The sequence below is a fragment of the Saccharothrix violaceirubra genome, from assembly GCF_014203755.1.
GTDB lineage: Bacteria > Actinomycetota > Actinomycetes > Mycobacteriales > Pseudonocardiaceae > Actinosynnema > Actinosynnema violaceirubrum.
Window position 1 is genome coordinate 3,502,211 of sequence record NZ_JACHJS010000001.1, and the last position, 18,888, is coordinate 3,521,098.

The 18,888-nt window shown below is 70.9% G+C and carries 13 protein-coding genes; 10 read left to right on the forward strand and 3 right to left on the reverse strand.

Annotated features, from left to right (window positions below):
- Positions 1-10: 10 nt before the first annotated feature.
- A complete protein-coding gene (locus F4559_RS16665) occupies positions 11-1,765 on the forward strand; it encodes a M28 family peptidase (RefSeq protein ID WP_184669770.1) in 1,755 nt (584 codons plus the stop codon).
- Between the two features lie 65 nt (positions 1,766-1,830).
- A complete protein-coding gene (locus F4559_RS16670; RefSeq protein WP_184669771.1) occupies positions 1,831-2,502 on the forward strand; it encodes a pentapeptide repeat-containing protein in 672 nt (223 codons plus the stop codon).
- A 50-nt stretch (positions 2,503-2,552) separates the two neighbouring features.
- On the opposite strand, the gene F4559_RS16675 is transcribed toward F4559_RS16670, so the two are convergent.
- On the reverse strand, positions 2,553-3,314 hold the full coding sequence (locus tag F4559_RS16675) for a lytic polysaccharide monooxygenase (protein ID WP_184669772.1): 762 nt from the start codon (positions 3,312-3,314) through the stop codon (positions 2,553-2,555).
- Positions 3,315-3,649: 335 nt separating this feature from the next.
- Here F4559_RS16675 and F4559_RS16680 point away from each other — a divergent pair, with 335 nt between their 5' ends.
- From F4559_RS16680 to F4559_RS16705, 6 genes are all read left to right on the forward strand, one after another.
- A complete protein-coding gene (locus F4559_RS16680; protein WP_312865684.1) occupies positions 3,650-5,272 on the forward strand; it encodes a PP2C family protein-serine/threonine phosphatase in 1,623 nt (540 codons plus the stop codon).
- On the forward strand, positions 5,272-6,282 hold the full coding sequence (locus F4559_RS16685) for a cobalamin B12-binding domain-containing protein (protein ID WP_184669773.1): 1,011 nt from the start codon (positions 5,272-5,274) through the stop codon (positions 6,280-6,282). The genes F4559_RS16680 and F4559_RS16685 overlap by 1 nt, the downstream gene beginning before the upstream one ends.
- Positions 6,279-6,623 (forward strand): STAS domain-containing protein, encoded by a 345-nt coding sequence (locus F4559_RS16690; RefSeq protein WP_184669774.1) that lies wholly within the window; start codon positions 6,279-6,281, stop codon positions 6,621-6,623. The genes F4559_RS16685 and F4559_RS16690 overlap by 4 nt, the downstream gene beginning before the upstream one ends.
- 131 nt (positions 6,624-6,754) lie before the next feature.
- Positions 6,755-8,155: a C40 family peptidase gene (locus F4559_RS16695; protein WP_184669775.1), complete on the forward strand. Its 1,401-nt coding sequence runs from the start codon at positions 6,755-6,757 to the stop codon at positions 8,153-8,155.
- 29 nt (positions 8,156-8,184) lie between these two features.
- Complete coding sequence (locus F4559_RS16700; protein WP_184669776.1) at positions 8,185-9,594, forward strand: FG-GAP-like repeat-containing protein; 1,410 nt, start codon at positions 8,185-8,187, stop codon at positions 9,592-9,594.
- Between the two features lie 204 nt (positions 9,595-9,798).
- Positions 9,799-10,374 carry a dihydrofolate reductase family protein gene (locus tag F4559_RS16705; RefSeq protein WP_184669778.1) on the forward strand — a complete coding sequence of 192 codons (576 nt, stop codon included), beginning with the start codon at positions 9,799-9,801 and terminating at the stop codon, positions 10,372-10,374.
- A 148-nt stretch (positions 10,375-10,522) separates the two neighbouring features.
- On the opposite strand, the gene F4559_RS16710 is transcribed toward F4559_RS16705, so the two are convergent.
- Positions 10,523-11,071, reverse strand: coding sequence for a TetR/AcrR family transcriptional regulator (locus tag F4559_RS16710; RefSeq protein ID WP_184669779.1), 549 nt, complete (start codon positions 11,069-11,071; stop codon positions 10,523-10,525).
- Between the two features lie 325 nt (positions 11,072-11,396).
- Between F4559_RS16710 and F4559_RS16715 the strand changes: the two genes are divergently transcribed.
- Entirely contained in the window at positions 11,397-11,837 is a 441-nt protein-coding gene (locus F4559_RS16715; protein ID WP_184669780.1) for a hypothetical protein, read from the forward strand.
- A 180-nt stretch (positions 11,838-12,017) separates the two neighbouring features.
- Positions 12,018-12,371, forward strand: coding sequence for an STAS domain-containing protein (locus F4559_RS16720; protein ID WP_184669781.1), 354 nt, complete (start codon positions 12,018-12,020; stop codon positions 12,369-12,371).
- On the opposite strand, the gene F4559_RS35940 is transcribed toward F4559_RS16720, so the two are convergent.
- The gene (locus F4559_RS35940) at positions 12,372-18,647 is read right to left on the reverse strand and encodes an Ig-like domain-containing protein (RefSeq protein ID WP_184669782.1); all 6,276 of its coding nucleotides are present in this window, start codon (positions 18,645-18,647) and stop codon (positions 12,372-12,374) included.
- Positions 18,648-18,888 lie beyond the last annotated feature (241 nt).

Consider the following 18,888-nt stretch of genomic DNA (forward strand, 5'->3'; position numbering starts at 1 on the left):
GAGCATTCGGATGAAGCACAGAATCCTGGGTGCGGCGGTCGCCCTGGTGGCGACCCTCGCCTGGGTGACCGGGCCCACCGGGCCCGCGCTCGCCACCCCCGAGCAGCAGCCCGGTGCCGCGGCACTGGCCCCGCCCGACATCGACGTGGCGGCGGTGCAGTCGCACCTGAACCAGTTCAACTCCATCGCCACCTCCAACGGCGGCAACCGGCGTGCGGGCAGCGGCGGGTACACCCAGTCGCTGGCGTACGTGAAGGGCAAGCTCCAGGCGGCCGGCTTCACGGTCGTCGAACAGCGGTGCAGCAGCTGCACCTACGTGTCGAACAACCTGATCGCGGACTGGCCCGGCGGCGACGTCAACCAGACGATCATGTTCGGCGCGCACCTCGACGGCGTGTCCGCCGGGCCCGGCATCAACGACAACGGTTCGGGTTCGGCCGTGCTGCTGGAGAACGCCCTCCAGCTCGCGGCGCGCAAGCCCACCCTGACCAAGCACGTCCGGTTCGCCTGGTGGACGGACGAGGAGCAGGGCCTCAACGGCTCGAAGTACTACGTCTCGCAGCTGGGTTCGGCCCGGTCGCAGATCAAGGCGTACTACAACTTCGACATGGTGGCCTCCAAGAACGGCGGCTACTTCATCAACAACATCAACACCACCGCCGCCGCGCCCCTGCGCGAGTACTGGACGTCGCTGAACCTCCAGCCGGAGGAGAACGTCGAGGGCGCGGGCCGGTCCGACGACTACTCGTTCCAGCAGGCCGGCATCCCGTCGTCCGGCTACGCCACCGGCGCGTCGGCGCGCAAGACCAGCTCGCAGGCGTCGAAGTGGGGCGGTACGGCCAACTCGGCGTACGACTCCTGCTACCACAGCCGGTGCGACAGCACGAGCAACATCAACCCGACGGCCCTGGACCGGTCGGCGGACGGCATCGCTTACACGATCTGGAAGCTGGCGGTCAACGACAACCCGACCAACGAGTTCTCGCTCTCGCTGAACCCGTCCTCGGGCAGCATCGGCGTCGGCTCGTCGGGCACGTTCACGGTGAACACGACCACGACCTCGGGTTCGCCGCAGAACGTGTCGCTGTCGGCCTCGGGTGCGCCCAACGGCGTGACCGTGTCCTTCAGCCCGTCCTCGGTGCAGTCCGGCGGGTCGTCGACGGCGACGGTGTCGGTCGGCTCGTCGGTGGCGCGCGGTAATTACCAGATCACGGTGACGGGCACGGGCACGGGCACGGGTGCGGTCACGCGCACGGCCACGTACTCGCTGACGGTGCCGAGCGACAACCCGGGCAACGAGTTCTCGCTGTCGCTGACCCCGTCGTCGGCCTCGGTCGCCGTCGGGCAGTCGGGTTCGTTCACGGTCAACACGGCCACGACGTCCGGCTCGGCCCAGACCGTGGCGCTGTCGGCCACCGGCACGCCCAACGGCGTGACCGTGTCCTTCAGCCCGTCGTCGGTCCAGTCGGGTTCGTCGTCGACCGCCACGGTCGCGGTGGCCTCGACCACGACCGCCGGCACCTATCAGATCACCGTGAGCGGCGCCGGTTCGGTGACGCGCACGGCGACGTTCACGCTGACCGTGACCGGTGGCGACACCGGTGGTTGCGGTGGTCTCCAGGCGTGGAGCGCGAGCGCTTCCTACGTGCCGGACGACCTCGTGTCGCACAACGGTCGCAAGTACAAGTCCACCTGGTACTCGGCCGGTGCCGAGCCGGGTGCGCCGGGTTCGTGGGCGGTCTGGCAGGACCAGGGCGCCTGCTGATCGCTTGACCCACGTGACGGCCGTCGGATCCCAGAGGTCCGGCGGCCGTTTCCTATGATCCCCGCATGGATGCGGAGAAGTCGCTCGCGATCGACGACCGGCAGGCCGCGGTGGACGCGGTGTGCGCGACGCTGCGCGGACCCGCCTCGCCCGATGTCCGGGAGGAGGCGCGGGCGTTCCTGCTCCGGCACCTCACGCCCGGCGACGACTTCTGGCCCGACATGGACGTCGACCTGACCGGGGCGGCCCTGGACGACTTCGCCCTGGCGGGTTGCCGGTTGCGGACCGGGGCGTTCAGCGGGGCCGGGTTCGCGGGCGTGACGCATTTCGGCTTCGCGACCTTCGACGGGAAAGTCGACTTCACCGACGCCGTGTTCCGCAGCGACGCGGGATTCGACAATGTGGTGTTTGTCGGAGAAGCCCGATTCGACCGGGCGAAGTTCGGCGCGGACGCCTGGTTCATCGAGGCGGTATTCCACGACGACGCCGGATTCGACGACACGGACTTCGTCGGGGATGCCCGGTTCTCCGACGCGACGTTCCACCGGGACTGCGGGTTCGACCGGGCCGCGTTCCACGGCTTCCCCACGTTCAGCGGGACCACCTTCGCCGGGGCCACCCGGTTCCACGACGCCACGTTCGACGTCCCGCCCTGGTTCCACGACGCCACGTTCCACCCGGACTCCCGGCCCGAGGGAGCCCTGGCTGCGTGGCGGGCGGAGTACCGGGGCGAGTAGACGGGAAACTCCCGGCGGGCGAGCCCGCCGGGAGTCCCGGATCACGAACTTCAGAGGCGCTGCCAGAGGGACGCCACGTTCGGCGGCTCCCAGCCGTTCAGCGAGGTGTGCGACTGGAGGCACTTGTAGGTCGCGCCACCATAGGTGACCTGCGTGCCGGCCGTGTAGGACACGCCCGCCGCCCACGCGCCGCCCGGCTGCTGCGGGGTGGTCGTCGTGGTCGGGACGGTCGTGGTGGTCGGCTTCGTCGTCGTGGTCGGCGGGGTGGTGGTGGTCGTCGGGTCGCCACCGCCGGGGCCGACCTGGAGGTCGACGCAGTTGTAGAACGCCATCGCGGTGTCCGCGATGTTCCAGATGGCCAGGATCTTGATCCGGCCGGTCCGCCCACCGAGGCTCACGTCGTGGCGCACGGTCGCGCCCGGGATCTTGCCGCGGTCGTTGAACTCGGCGATCTTGGTGCCGCCGACCCAGTACTGCCACGTGGTGGTGGCGTGCCGGGCGCTGATCGCCCAGTTGAACGTGACGTTGTCGCCGACCGACGCGGCGGGCCACGGCTTGCTCTCGTCACTGAGCGGCGCCCAGCGGGCGTCGCCGCCGTGGCAGTTCGTCTGGCCCTTCGGGCCCTCGACGCTCATGGGTTCGTAGATGATGTCGCCGCACTTCGAGACCTTGCCGGTCGCGCAGTTGGCCTGACGGCTGGGCGGCGACGTGATGTAGCCGTGGGCACTGGCCGTGCCGGCTGCCATCACCACGATGAAGGGTGCGATCACCGCGCCCGCGAGCACGGTCGCGAGTTTGCGTCTGAAGTTCATTCCAGCTCCTTCGGCGGAACCAGCGGTTCCAAGGCAGGGTCCTCATCCGCGGCGGCCGGATCACCCCGTGCGTGACGGCCCGCAGGTAGGCAGCCACACACCGCAAGTGGTCTAGACCATAGTGGTGAACGCCGTCCCCGGTCAAGAAACCGAACAATGCACCACTACTTCGAGAGTCCGTATTTCCTTCACCGCTGTAATCACCGGGACAGGGGCACGGCACGCCGATGGCCGTCTTGCCGTATCGGGACGGACGCGGGAAACTGTCGGCCGTTCAGCGCAATTCGGAGACATCTGCGAGGTGATGGGCGCCGTCCGGTTGCCCGAGTGTGGTGGTGGACATCGAACGCTCCGGCGTCCCGCAGGCCGCGGTCGGTCGCGGATGGCGGCACGCTCCCTACCCGTCCCTGGTCCTCGACCGAGAAGGCCAGATCCGAGCCGCCAACGAGTCGGCCCACACCCTGATCCCCCGACTGGCCGACGGTGTCCTCACGGCCGTCGACTGGGTCGGGCACGCGCACGAGAAGTTCGCCCGCGGCGTCCGCTTCGACGCCCCGGTGTCCGGATCGGTCGGCACGCGCAGCTTCGAGGCCCACCCGGTCGGCCACGACGACGGCTCCGTGACGTGGTGGCTGGTCGAGGACACCGACGCCCGGCTCGCGCGTGAGGCGTTGCGCCTCGAACGCGACCGGGTCGCGCTGCTCGGCGACGTGTCGTCCGTCCTGCTCACCTCGCTCAACCCCGAGCGCTGCATGATGATCACGGCGTCACTGGCCGCCGAGCACCTCGCCGACGCGGCCGTGGTCGTCGGCATCGGCAGCGCGCGACGGGACGTGCCCACCACCCGGTGCGTGCGCGGCGGAACGCCCGAGTCCCGGCGGTTCGACGTCGACGTGGACGCCGTGGTCGGCCTCGGCGAGGCGATGCGCGGCTACCCTCCCGTGCCGTCGCGGTGGATCGACCCGGCGGGCGCACCGGCCTGGCTGGTACCCGACGGCTTCGGCCCGGTCGGCTCGATGGTGATCACGCCGCTGCCCGGCCACGGCGTGCCCGCCGGTGCGCTGGTGCTGCTGCGACGCGTCGGCGGCCCGGCGTTCAGCGAGGACGAGGAGGCGTTCGCCCGGCTGTTCGCCGCCCGCGCCGGCACCGCCACCTCGTCCGCCCGCCTGTTCTCCCAGCAGGCCACGATCACCGAGACGCTGCTGCGCGACCTGCTCCCGCCCACACTGCGCCGCGTGGACGGGGTCGAGTACGCCGGGCGCTACCGGCCGTCCCCGGACACCGAACGGGTCGGCGGCGACTTCTACGACGTCCACGCCCTGCCCGCGGCGGGCGGTCGCGCCGAGGTGCTGGCCGTGGTCGGGGACGTGTCCGGCAAGGGCCTGGAAGCCGCGGTGCTGACCGGCAAGATCCGCACGACGCTCCAGGCGCTGCTGCCGCTGGCCGACGACCACCAGCGCGTGATCGACCTGCTCAACGGCGCGTTGCGGTCCGCCCACCACACGCGCTTCGCCACGTTCGTGCTGGCGTCCGTCTCCCGCATCGGCCGCCACGTCCGGTTGCGCCTGACCAGCGCCGGTCACCTGCCGCCGCTGATCGTGCGCGCCGACGGCGAGGTCCGGTCCGTGCCGACCACGGGCACGCTCGTCGGCGTCCTGCCCGAGGTGCCGTGCACCTCCGTCGACGTCGCGCTGGCGCCGGACGACACGTGCCTGCTCTACACCGACGGGATAGTCGAGGCGCGCGGTGGCGCGCTCGGGGACGGGGTGTTCGGCGAGGACCGGCTGCGCCGCGCGCTGGCGTCGTGTGCCGGGATGCCCGCCGACGCGGTCGCCGAACACGTCCACCTCGTCGCCGAGCAGTGGAGCGGGGCGAACGGGCACGACGACATGGCCCTGTTGGCGATCACCTCGCCACGCGGCGGCCACCCCAGCGACGAACCGGGCAGGCACACCTGATGACCACGGCACACGACATCGAAGAGCAGCTCTGGGGCGCCGTCGCGGCCGGCGACGAGACCGCCGCGACCGACATCGTCCTCACCGGCCTCGGCGGGGGCCTCGGCGCGGAGACCCTGCTGCTGGACGTCATCGGCGCCGTGCAGTTCCGCGTGGGCGCGGAGTGGGCCGCGAACCGGCTGACCGTCGCCCAGGAGCACGCCGCGACCGCGATCAACGACCGCGCCGTGGCGGCGCTGGTCGGCGCGGTGGGCCGACCAGCGCCGCACCGCCGTCACGTCACGGTCGCGTGCCTGCCCGGCGAGTGGCACGCCCTGCCCGCGCGCCTGCTGGCGGAAGTGCTGCGGCTGCGCGGTTTCCGCGTCGACTACCTGGGCGCCCAGGTGCCCACCCCGCACCTCGTCGCGCACCTGCACCACACCGCGCCGGACGTGGTGGCGTTGTCGGGGGCGCTGGCGACCCGGCTGCCGACCGGGCACGCCACGATCCGCGCGTGCCGCTCGGCCGGGGTGCCGGTCGTGGCGGGCGGTTCGGCGTTCGGTGTGGACGGCCGCCACGCGCGAGTGCTGGGTGCCGATCTGTGGGCGTTGGACGCGAGAGCGGCGGCACAGGCGCTGGAGGCACCCCTGCCCCGGCCCTCGCCCGACGAGCCCGACTCGTTGCCGCACCTGGCGGACCAGGAGTACACGATGGTCGCCCGCACCGCCGGGCAGTTGGTCAAGACCACGTACACCGGTCTGGAGCAGCGGATTCCGGGACTGCGCACGGCCGACGACGCGGAACGCGAGCAGGTGGCGGAGGACATCGCCCACATCGTCGACTTCCTGGCCACGGCGCTCTACCTGGACGACACGTCCCTGTTCGCCGACTTCCTGACGTGGACCGCGCAGGTGCTCGCCGCCCGAGGAGTGGACCCGGCCGTGCTGGCGCCCACCGTGGACATCCTGGCCGCGCAACTCCGCGACTTCCCCCGGGCGAGCACCCTGCTCGAGCCCGGACCCGCCCGATGATCGGGTCGGCGGCCCTCACCCTCACCACGACGTTCGCCCTCGCCACCGTCCACGTCGTCCTCGCAGGCGACCTCGCCTACGACACGGCGGACGCCCTGCTCGGCGAGGTGACGACGGCGTTGGGTGCCGACGGCGTCCGCGAGGTCCGCCTGGACTGCGCCGACGTGACGTTCTGCGACTCGTACGGCCTGGCCACCCTGCTGATGGTCCACCGCCGCGTCACCGAGGCCGACCTGGTCCTGCACCTGGAGAACCGCCCGGCGCCGATCGCCCGCCTCCTGCTGCGCACGAACACCCACCCGCACTTCGCCTCCCCGCCCGTGCGGGTCGTGGACAACTGAAGCGGCATGGTGTCCTGAAAAAAATCTGAAAAGATCCGACGCACGTCTTCAAGAGATCCTGAAGGTCCGCTCTCTAACGTTCCGTCCTGCCAGGGGGAACGGTTCGAAAAGCGACTTTCGGGAGATCCGCCATGACCATGATATCCGCTCTCGCCCGCCGGACGGGCACCGTGCTCGCCGTCATCGTGGCGACCGCGACGCTGTCGTCCACCGCCTCGATCGCATCGGCCGCGACGGCGTTCCCGACCGTCGACACGAACCCGGCGTCCGATGTCACGGCCGCGACAGCGGGCACGTCGCCGGAGGGTGTCACGGAGTCGACGATGACCGCCGCGGCGAACGACCCGATCAGCCGCACCGACGTGCGGACCCGTGCCCGGTCGTGGATCGACGAACAGGTCCCCTACAGCCAGACGACCTGGTACACCAACCAGTACGGCTATTACCGGCAGGATTGTTCGGGCTACGTGTCCATGGCGTGGGGTATGGACAAGAGCTACACGACATACACCATCCAGCCGTTCCTGGAGACGATCGAAAGATCCGATCTCCGCCCCGGCGACGTGCTGTGGCGGCACGACCCGGACGTGCAGCACATCGCGTTGTTCATGGGCTGGGCCGACGCCGCGCACACCCGCCCGATCGTCTGGGAGGAATACGACTACCAGCACTTCGCCGAACAGCGGGTGTGGGACAAGGGGTGGGCCGACAGCTTCCACCCGAGGCGCTACAAGAACATCACGTCGGGGAATTTCGGTCGAGCCGACATCGTGCGGATCAACACCGACGGCACCCTCACCGGCTGGCACAACAACGACGCGTTCACCGGGCAATGGAACGCACCCGCCAACCTCGGCGGCGTCGGCCCCGTCGACCACACCCGACTCCAGCTCGCCGACCTCGACGGCGACAACAAGTCGGACCTGATCCGGATCGAAGCCAACGGCCAACTGACCGCTTGGTGGAACAACAACGCCTTCGCCGGACAGTGGAACTCCCCGGTCAACATCGGCGGCGTCGGCAGCACCGACCACACCCGACTCCGCTTCGCCGACCTCGACGGAGACAACAAGTCGGACCTGATCCGGATCGAAGCGAACGGCACCCTCACCGCGTGGCGCAACCTCAACGCGTTCGCCGGACAGTGGAGCGCACCCACCAACATCGGCGGCGTCGGCAGCACCGACCACACCCGCCTGCGCTTCGCCGACCTCGACGCCGACGGACGCGCCGACCTCGTCCGTATCGAGTCCGACGGCCAACTGACGGCTTGGTGGAACAACAATGCCCTCGCCGGACAGTGGAACTCCCCGGTCAACGCCGGTGGCCTGGGCGCGGTCGACCACACCCGCGTCGAACTCGCCGACCTCGACGCCGACGGCAAAGCCGACATCGTCCGCACCAACACCGACGGCACCCTCACCGGCTGGCACAACAACAACGCCTTCGCCGGACAGTGGAACGCACCCGCCAACCTCGGCGGCGTCGGCCCCGTCGACCACACCCGACTCCGCTTCGCCGACCTCGACTGACCCGACCGCACGGAAGGAATCGCACTTCCATGAAGCACTCGACCAAGCTCTCCGTCCGGTTGGCCTCGGTGATCGCGATCGCCTCGGTGTTCGGCGCGATCACGGCGACGGGCGCGACCGCGGACCCGGAACCGGACCCCACCGAGATCTGGCCCTCCCAGGTCACCGCGAACTTCACCGCGCTGCCATGCCGGGCGGGCGGTCCTACCGCAGCCGACAGTGCGGCCGCCGGCGATCTCAACCCGGTACTGAACAACAAGATGCGCGGCTACATGACCGCCTACAACACATCGTGCGCCCGAGCGGTCGTCCAAGCCGTAAAGGCGCGGGGCCTCAACGAGTACGCGGCGGCGATCGCGATCTCTACGACCATCGTGGAGACCGGCAACGCCAACCTCGACGGTGGTGACCTGGACTCGGTCGGCCTGTTCCAGCAGCGCGCGTCGTGGGGCAGTTTCGCCGAGCGCACCGATCCGCCGACCGCGACCAACAAGTTCCTCGACGTGATGCAGGCGTTCTACCCGAACGGCTCGTGGAACACCACGCCGATCGGTGACGTCGCGGCCCGCGTCCAACGCCCCGCCGAGCAGTACGCCTACCGGTACGCGGTGGAGGCGGCCGACGCCGTCAAGATCGCCCACCACCTGTGGGGTGTTCCTCAGGGTCGGGCCGACATCGTGCGGATCAACACCGACGGCACCCTCACCGGCTGGCACAACAACGACGCGTTCACCGGGCAATGGAACGCACCCGCCAACCTCGGCGGCGTCGGCCCCGTCGACCACACCCGACTCCAACTCGCCGACCTCGACGGAGACGGCCGATCCGACCTCATCCGGATCGAACCCAACGGCACCCTCACCGCTTGGTGGAACAACAACGCGTTCGCCGGACAGTGGAACTCCCCGGTCAACATCGGCGGCGTCGGCAGCACCGACCACACCCGACTCCGCTTCGCCGACCTCGACGGCGACGGACGCGCCGACCTGGTCCGCGTCGAGGCCGACGGCGCCCTCACCGCGTGGCGCAACCTCAACGCGTTCGCCGGACAGTGGAGCGCACCCACCAACATCGGCGGCGTCGGCAGCACCGACCACACCCGACTCCGCTTCGCCGACCTCGACGCCGACGGCCGATCCGACCTCATCCGGATCGAAGCCAACGGCACCCTCACCGGCTGGTGGAACAACAATGCCCTCGCCGGGCAGTGGAACTCCCCGGTCAACATCGGCGGCTTGGGCGCGGTCGACCACACCCGCGTCGAACTCGCCGACCTCGACGCCGACGGCAAAGCCGACATCGTCCGCACCAACACCGACGGCACCCTCACCGGCTGGCACAACAACAACGCCTTCGCCGGACAGTGGAACGCACCCGCCAACCTCGGCGGCGTCGGCCCCGTCGACCACACCCGACTCCGCTTCGCCGACCTCGACTGACCCGACCGACACCAAGGTGAACGCCCGCCCGGGATACCCGGCGGGCGTTCACCCTGTCTCCAAGTGGTCACGCTGCGTCCCGGTGCTGCGACTTTCCGGAACCGCGGGAAAATGTCGGAAACTTCTCCGCGCGGGGTGTCGATTCCGGACGGTCCCCGTTCGACGTCCTGACGACACGCACCGACAGACCGACTGGAGCACCCCATGCGCACGCTGATCGTCACCTCGTTCGTCTCGCTCGACGGCGTCGTCGAGGCTCCGGGCGGGGAGCCCGGCTACCGCAACAGCGGGTGGACGTTCAAGGACATCGACTTCGACCCGGCCGCCTACGAGCTGAAAAGCCGCGAGCAGGACGAGGCGACGGCCATGCTGCTGGGTCGCGTCAGCTACCAGGTCTTCTCGCCGGTGTGGCCGACGATGACCGAGGAGTTCCCGCGTTACAACGCGATGCCCAAGTACGTCGTCTCCACCACCCTGGCCGAGCGGGACCTGGTGTCGAACTGGGGCGACACGGCAATCCTGCGCTCGCTGGACGACGTGGCCGCCCTGAAGGCCGGCGAGGGCGGCCCGATCAGCGTCCACGGCAGCGCCACCCTTTCCCGGAACCTCGCGGACGCCGGCCTGGTCGACCGCTACCACCTGCTCGTCTTCCCGGTCCTGCTCGGCGCGGGCAAGCGCCTGTTCAGCGGCACGGACAAGGACAAGCAGAGCCTGAAGCTCGTCGAGAGCGAGTCGTACTCCAACGGCATCCAGAAGCTGGTGTACGACGTGGTCCGCTGACCGTTGGTGCGGCCACCACCTGACTGGTCGAGCACACCCGCGACGAGACCGGCTACCGGTTCGCGCAGCGCCGCATCCGCGACCACGTCGCCCACTGTCGACCGCGCCGGCCCGCCGAGGCGGTGCGCTCCCGGACGGCCCGAGGAGGTCAGGTGAACGAGTCGACCGCGCGGGCGAGCGTGGCGAGCGTGGCGGACCGGTCGTCGAGGTAGCCGCCGACCAGCGCACCGTCGCGCAGCATCATCAGGGTGCGGGCGTCGGCCGCCGGGTCGGGGCGGCCGGCGGTGGTCAGCAGGGCGGTCATCGCCTCGACGAGCCAGGCCCGGTGTCCGGCGATGATCCCGCGCACCGGGTGGGTCGGGTCGGGGAACTCGGCGGCGGCGTTGATGAACGGGCAGCCGCGGAACGACGTGTCGCGCAGTCGCTCGCCCAGTCCCGTCACCAACACGGTCAGCGCCACGCGCGGACTGCCCGCCGCGGCGACGATCTCGGAGACCCGGGCGCGCATGTCGTCGGCATGCGCCGCCAGACAGGCCCGGACGAGGTCCTCCTTGCCCGAGAAGTGGCGGTAGAACGTGGCCCGGCTGACCCCCGCCGCGCCGATCACCTCGTCGACCGGGACCGTGTGGATGCCCCGCAGGTAGAAGATCCTGCTCGCGGTCGTGAGCAGGCGGTCGCGGGCGTCGGTGTTCCCCATGTCGCTCACCGTAATGGAACGTTCTGTCCGCCGGAAACCTCGGAGAATTGCGAGAAAAACGGAACTTTCTGTTTTTCGGCCCGAACTCGGGAGAAAATCGGCACTATTGTGCCGGGGGCCGGACTTCGGCTACGGCCGAGCCGTTCCCGGACCCTCGTCCGGGAGAATCCGGGGAGATGTCCGATGGAGTTCGCCGTCAACGCTGCCGAAAAATAGCAGCCGCTGCGTGCCCACCAGCGGTTATGACCATATTCCGCGCGTGGCGTGCAGCGCGCCGACGAAACGTCTCCGGACACTCCCACATTTATCGAAAAAGGGGCCGATAATGGCAAGGTTCACCCGTACCGCCACTATCGCGGCACTCGCTGCCGCCTTGGTCGCGCCGCTCTTCACGGCGCCCGCCGCGTCCGCGACGGAGACCGCGATCGGCTGCACCGACGGTGCCAACCCCAGCTCGTTCCCCAACCCGAGTTCCCCGCGAGTGGTCGACGGGTTCTTCTACGGCAGAATCGAACTGCGCTACAGCAGCAACACCTGCGCGTGGGGGCGGCTGACCTACCACAAGAGCGACCTCGTGTGGGTCGACCGCGCGAACAACATCACCGAGGCGAACAACGGCAACTGGACGCAGCTCGGCATCACCGAACTCACGACCGGTCACCAGGTCTTCACGCCCGGCTACAACGACAACGGCAAGGTCATGCGTGCGTGCGCCGAACTCAGCGACTTCAACGGTCTGACCGTCTACTGCACCGGCTGGTACTGAGAACGGCGGGCCGCTCCCCTCGTCCGGGAGCGGCCCCTTCCGACGAACGGGTGATCTTCCTCGGCTCGGCCGGGCCGCGAGGCTTGGGCACCGCCCGACGATCCGGTGGCACGGCTTGTGCCCGACCGCCGGGAGGACGATGCTCGGGCGACCAGGACCCCGCACGGGGGAGGTGCGCGAGTGGACATCCGCGAGAGTCCGCTGCACGTCGAGCGCTCGGTCCGCGGGCGGACGGTGGTGGTGACCGTGGTGGGCGAAGTCGATGCCAACACCGCGCCGCCGCTGCACGACGGCTTCGGGGACGCACTCGCGCTGGTCGCGCCCGGCGGCACGCTCGTCGTCGACCTGCGCGACACGACGTTCTTCGCCGCCGCCGGGGTGACCGCGCTCGTCCGCCTGCACAAGGCCACGGGGGCGGCCGGGGTGTCGTTGCGGCTCGTGGCGACCCGAAGGATTCTGCGGGTGCTGCGGATCAGCGGCACGCTCGTGATGTTCACGCCGCTGTCCGTGCCCTCGCCCCGCTCCCCCGGCTAGCTAACGCGACCGGCGGCGCGATCGGGTCGCCGCGAACCACAGGCCCCAGCCGAACGCCAGCAGGCCGAGCGCCAACAACGTCAGCCACGGCGCCGGCACGCCCGTCTGCGCCAGCGGCGCACGTCGGGGCTCGGTGGCGGGTGGCACGGTCACGGGCTGGTCGAGCACGATCGGGAACCGGGTGTCGACCGGTGCCGCCGACACGACGTCCACGTCCACCACGCCCGACGTGGTGCCCGTGGCCGGGTCGGTGCCCACGCACGAGTAGTGGCCATACGGGAGCTGCTCCAGCGTGAAGCCGCCCGCCGTGCTCGCCACGATGTCCATCAGCACGTCGTCGGTCGTGTCGAGGACGTCGTCGAACCCCGCCCACCGGCACTTCACCGCGGCGGCCGGGATCGGATCGCCGGTGCGGCTGTCCACGATCACGCCCGACACGCTCCCCTTGCCGATGCCCGCGAAGCTCGCACCCGAGGTCAGGCCACCCGCCACGGACACGTCCACGGTCCAGTCCGCCTGTCCGTCGGAGTCCGAGGTGTAGGAGAACCCGGCGGCCGTGATCGAGGCCCTGACCTGGTAGTCGCCGGGCGTGACCCCGGTGAACGCGTAGCCGCCGTCCGGGCCGGTGATCTGCGACGGGGGCTCGTCCGCCCTGGTCGCCGCACGGGCCGTGGTCATCAGCGTGACCTGGACGCCCGGCAGTGGCCACTCGTTGCCGTCCCGCACCCCGTTGAGGTTCCGGTCGAACCACACGGTGCCGGACACGACGCCGACCGGCGGCGACTCAGGTGTGGTCGTGGTGGTCGGCACCGTGGTGGACACGGTCGTGGACGACGAAGTCGTGGTGGTGGACGACGTCGTCGTAGTGGGTTCCGTCGTCGTGGTGGTAGTGGTCGGCTCCGTCGTGGTCGTGGTGGGCCCGGTCGTAGTCGTCGGCTCGGTCGTGGTCGTGGTGGTCGTAGTCGTGGTGGTCGTAGTCGGCTCGGTCGTCGTGGTGGTGGGCTCGGTGGTGGTGGGCGGCGTCGTCGCCGTCGTCACGGTCGGTTCGGTCGTGGTGGTGGTCGTCGGTTCCGTCGTGGTCGGTTCGGTGGTCGGAGTCGTCGGTGTGGGCGCGGTCGTCGTGCTCGGTTCCTCGGTGGTGGTCGTCGTCGTGGTCACCGTGGTCGACGTGGGTTCGGTCGTCTCCGTCGTCGTGGGCGTGGTGGCCGTCGTGATGGTGGTGGTCGGCTCGGCGGTCTCCGTCGTGGTGGCGGTGGTGGGCGTCGTCGCGGTCGTGACGCTCGCCGACGTGGTCTCGGTGGTCGTTTCCGTGGTGGTGGTGGTCGTCGGTTCCGTCGTGGTGGTGACTTCCGTGGTGGTCGTCGGCTCAGGCTCAGTGGTCGTGGTTGTGGTCGTGGTCGTCGTGGTCGTGCTCTCGGTCGTCGTGGTCGTGGGCTCGGTGGTCGTAGGCGTGGTCGGCTCCGTAGTAGTGGTCGTGGTGGCGGTCGTGACGATCGGTGTCGTGGTGGTGGTCGGCACGGGCGCGGTCAACGGCGTGCTCGTCGAGTCCTGCCCGGTCAACGGCTGCGCGACACCGGGCGACGTCGCCGACCCCACACCGGTGCTGCTCCACGACCCCGCCGAGACGTCGTCCGCCGTCGCCGTGTGCGTCCCGGTGCACGTCACGCTCGCACCCGGCAGGACAGTCGTCGCCGTGCAGCTCAACGCCTCCCCGCCCACCGTCACCCCGACGCCGCTCAACGTCGTGTTGCCGGTGTTGGCCACGACATAGGACACGGTGATCACGTCCCCCTCCCCCGCGTCGTCCGGCGCCGTGGCCGTGCCCGTGACGGTCAGCCCCGGAACCCGCGCCAACGCCACGGTGTCCGAACCGGAACCGGTGGCCGGACCGGCGGTGCTCCCGGCCGTCACCGAGATCGCGCCCACCGCCGACCCACCATCCACTTCGGACTGGACGAGCGTGCGCGACGTCGTGCACGTGGTACTCGCGCCCACCGCCAACGACGACGCCCCACAGGCACCGGTACCGGGTGTGAGGGCCGTGAGCGCGACGTTGCCGCTGTTGGTCACCGTCCACGTCCACGTGATCAACTGCCCGGCCACCGGCCGCACACCGGCATCGGGCGGCGTCGCGGTCACGGTCAACTCGGGACGCGGTGCGGGCGCGGCCACCGTCACGGCGACCGTCCCGCGCACGGCACGACCCGACACCGGGTCCGTGACCAGGTAGTCGAACGTGTCCGTGCCCGTGAACCCGGTCCGGGGCGTGTACACGAGGCCGTCCACGTCACCGTTGTCCGCCGCGGTCACCACGGTCACCACGCACCCCGCGCACGTGGCGGACGACGGCACGACGACGGGCTTCGGCTGGTCGACGACCACGTCCAGGTCCAGCACCGGTGGCGCCGCCAGGATCCGCACCGACGACACCGCGCCGCTCGAGGTCGTGTACGTGAACGTCGCCAACCCGGCGAAGTCCGCGGGCGGCTGCCAGTCCACCAACCCGTCGCGCACGGTCGCGGTGCCGTAGGACGCGGCGCCCACCGCCACCACCGCGCATCCCGGGCAGTCGTCGTTGGCCAGCACGTCCAACCCGGTCACCGCGCCCCCGTGCGCGACGGTGGTCGAATCCGGCCGGGCGTCGCCGACCTCGACGACCAGGGTCGCCGACGAGGACGCGTCCGTCGCCGGGTCGGTCGCCGTGTACCCGACGGTCACGGTGCCGGTCCACCCGGCTACCGGTGCGACGCGGATGCCGCCGGGAACCAGGCTCACCCGCGGGTCGGAGCCGTCGACGGACACCACGCAGTCGGTGCACGCGTCGTTGGCCAGCACGTCCACGACCACCGGCACGCCGACGGACGTGAACGTCGAGTCGTCCACCGCCACGGGCGTCACGGTCACGCCGACCGACGCGCTCGCGTACGCGCCGGTCGTGGGGTCGACGACGGAGTACGTGAACGCGTCCGCGCCGCTGAACCCCGGCGCCGCCCGGTACACGACCCGGGAACGGACGTCGACCGACACCGTGCCGTGCGCCGGGTCGGAGCCGATGCCCACCGCGCACCCGCCGCAGGAGTCGTTGCCCAGCACCGGGATCACGACCGGGGTGCCGCTCGGCGTCGTCGCGCTGTCGGCCTGCACGCCGGGCACGGCCACGACGTCCACGGTGACCGTGCCGCCGAAGGTGTTGCCCGACCCGTCGACCGCGCTGTAGGTGAACGTGGCCGTGCCGACGCCCGCCGGGGTGAACGTGACCACGTCGTCGACCCGCGTGACCGAGCCCGACGACGGCGTGCCGAGCCCGGTGAGCGCGCAGTTGGCGCACAGGTCGTTGGCCAGCGGCAGCACGTCGACGGGCGTGCCCTCGACCGTGGTCGCGGTGTCGCCCGCCGCGATCGGCGCGACGGTGACAACCACGTCGGCCGTCGTGGTGGCCGAGTTCTTGGTGAGGGTGTAGGTGAACCGGACCTGTCCGGAAAATCCCGCCGCGGGCGTGTACTTCACAGCGCCGCCGACGATCTCGGCCGTGCCGGACGCGGGCGTGGTGACCGAACTGAGCGTGCACGTGGTGCAGGGGTCGTTGGTCAGCACGGGCACCGTGACCGGCGTGCCCGGCGTAGTGGACGCGGTGTCGTCAACGGCGCCGCGCACGGTGATCCGGACCGTGCCGTCCGAACCCGCCGAGCCCGACACGCTGCTGGTGATCCGGTAGGTGAAGGAGACCTGGCCGATCGCGCTGCCCGGCGTGTAGGTGTACGAGCCGTCGCCGACGAACGACACCGAACCCGACGACGGGTTGCTCAGCTTGGTGCGGGTGCAGGTGGTCGGGCAAGAGTCGTTGGCGGCGACCGTGCCGGACACCGACTGTCCCTGGAGGACGGTCGCGGAGTCGTCGGCCGCGAGCGGACCGACGGTCGTGTTCACGGTGCCGGAGATGCGCAGACCACTCGCCGGGTCGGCCACCACGTAGGTGAACGAGTCCGTGCCCGCGAACCCGGCGGCCGGGGTGTAGACGGCGGCGCCGGTCGCCGGGTCGACGGTGACCGACCCGTTGGCGGGCGCGGAACCCGGCGAGTACACGCAGTTCGGGCACGACCCGCCGGCCGGGAGCGGCACGGTCACGGGCACGCCGTAGGTGGTCTGCGCGCTGTTCGTCGGCGGTCCGACAAGCAGCGTCGCCGGCGTGGTCGCGCTGCCGCTGGACCCGGTGATGCCGTAGGTGAAGCCGTCCAACCCCCACAGGCCGGTGGTGGGCGTGTAGGTCACGATCACCGTGCCACCGCTGGAGTACGTCACCGTGCCCCGGCCCGCGCCGGTGCCGGCCTGGGGTTTGCAGCCGCCGGAGCAACCGGGGTCATTGGCCTTGACCGGAACGACCACGGCCGTGTTGTACGGCGTGGTGGCGTAGTCGGGCGCGAGGTCGGCGACGTTGATCCGGACCTGGCCGTCGGCGGTGCGACCGGCGTTGTCCGTCGCGCGGTAGGTGAACGTGGCCGTGCCGCTGAAGTTGGACGCGGGCGTGTAGGTGAACGTGCCGTTGGACGCGACGGTCACCGTGCCGCTCGACGGCGCGGTGAGCACCGCGGCGGTACAGCTCGTGCACGCGTCGTTGGAGAGCACGCTCGAACCGGACAGCTGGGTGTTCTTGCCGGTGGCGTAGGTGTCGGTGATCGCGGCGGGCAGGACGGCGACGGTCACCGTGGCGGTGCGGCTGGAGTAGCCGTCGGTGGCGGTGTAGGTGAACGTCCGGGTGCCGGAGGCGCCCGAAGCCGGGGTGTAGGTGACGGTGCCGGCCGGGTCGAGCACGGCGGTGCCGCTCGCGGGCGTGCTCACGGACGTGACCCGCAGCGGCAGGCCGGAGCTGCTCGTGTCGTTGGCCAGGACGTTCACGACGACGGCCGTGCCGGCGGGTGTGCTCACGCTGTCGTCGGTGACGCCGAGCGCGCCCGAGCCCAGGACCGTGACCGACGCGGTCGCGGGCGCGGAGTCCGTGACGTCGGCGGTCGTGTCGACGACGGTCTGACCGAAGCGGGCGACGGCCGAGTTGACGCGGACGCCCGCGGTGGCGCCGAGCGCGAGCGAGTACGTCAGAGTCGTGGCACCGGCCGCCGGGACCGGGATCGGACCGGGCACGGTGAGGGTGCGGCCGGAGACGACCGGGTCGGCGGCGGTCCGGCCGTCGATCTTGAGACTGCCGGCGACGTACGCGGCGTCGTCGGGGATCGTGTCGACGACGGCGTCCACGGCGGAGGCGGTGCCGGTGTTGGCCACGCGCACGGCGTAGCTCGCGGTGCCGCCGCCGGCCGCGAGCACGCCGTCGGCGGGTGCGGTGCGGGTCTTGCCGAGGGTGAGCGGCGCGAGCGGCGAGACGGTGGGCAGGTCGCCGAACCCGGTGCCGCCCGCGTCGGTGTGCTTCACCTGCGTGCCGCTGGCGATGTACTGGATGGGCCGGACGCGGGCGGCGGTGGCGGCGGGGCCGATCGCGCGGAACGTGTACGTGGCCGTGTAGGGGCGGTCCGGCCCGCTCGCGCCGGACAGGTACAGGCCGTCGACGTAGGTGACCTGCGGCGCGGTGCCGTCCGGCGAGATGCGCAGCTCGGTGCGTTCCAGTCGCCAGGCGGACGCGGGGAAGTCGCCGATCGTGGTCGGGGTGTACTCGAGCACGCCGGGGTCGTTCGCCGGTCCGGCGCCGAGCGTGCCGGTGTGGCCGTTCACGGTGACCGTGACGGCGTCGCCGAGCTTCGCGGTGGGTGAGGCCGTCGAGGTGACGGAGTCGACCTTGTTGGCGAGGGCTTTGATCGTGTCGACGACGTCGGCGTAGGTGAAGGTGCGGCTGCACACGGGCGTGCCGGTGCCGGGCGGTCCGTCGTGGAGGGTGATCGTGTGCGACTGGGCGGCGGTGGTCGCGCCCGTGGCGGTGAGCAGGGCGTACCGGACGGCGTTGGCGCCCGCGGCCAGGTCGGGCAGCGGCAGGGTGGCGGGCTGGTCGGCGGCCAGGCCGAGCACGCCACCGGTGAACCCGCCCAGTTGCAGCCACAGCCGCCGACGGGCGGCCGGTCCGGCGTTGATCCGGTAGCCGGCGTAGCCGGACAGGAACTTCGGGGTGGTGGAGGTGTCCACGTGGAAGTGGGTGTTCTGGAGCGCGACCACCGACGGCGTGCCGGACTCACCACAGCGTGCGACCGGCGTGGCCCGCGCGACGGGACTACCCGCGGCGAGGTCCGTGAACACCAGCAGAACGGCCAACAGACCGCCGACGACCCGACGAAGCACCCGACCCCACCTCCACGGACCGTTCCCGCTGCGGGGAGTGTGCGTCGGTGCCGCCGGGACCGCAGAGCGTGACCGCCCTGTCGGGTGGTTTCGGCCGCGGATCACCCGGAAGAAGGTGCCCGAGTGCGTATTTCGGGGTGTCCGAGTGGAGGACTCGCGGGTTTGCGCGGCCGGCCACCTGGCGTGAAATTGGTTCACGTGCGGGTGTTAGTGTCCGCGCCATGCGCAGAATCGGGGGCAT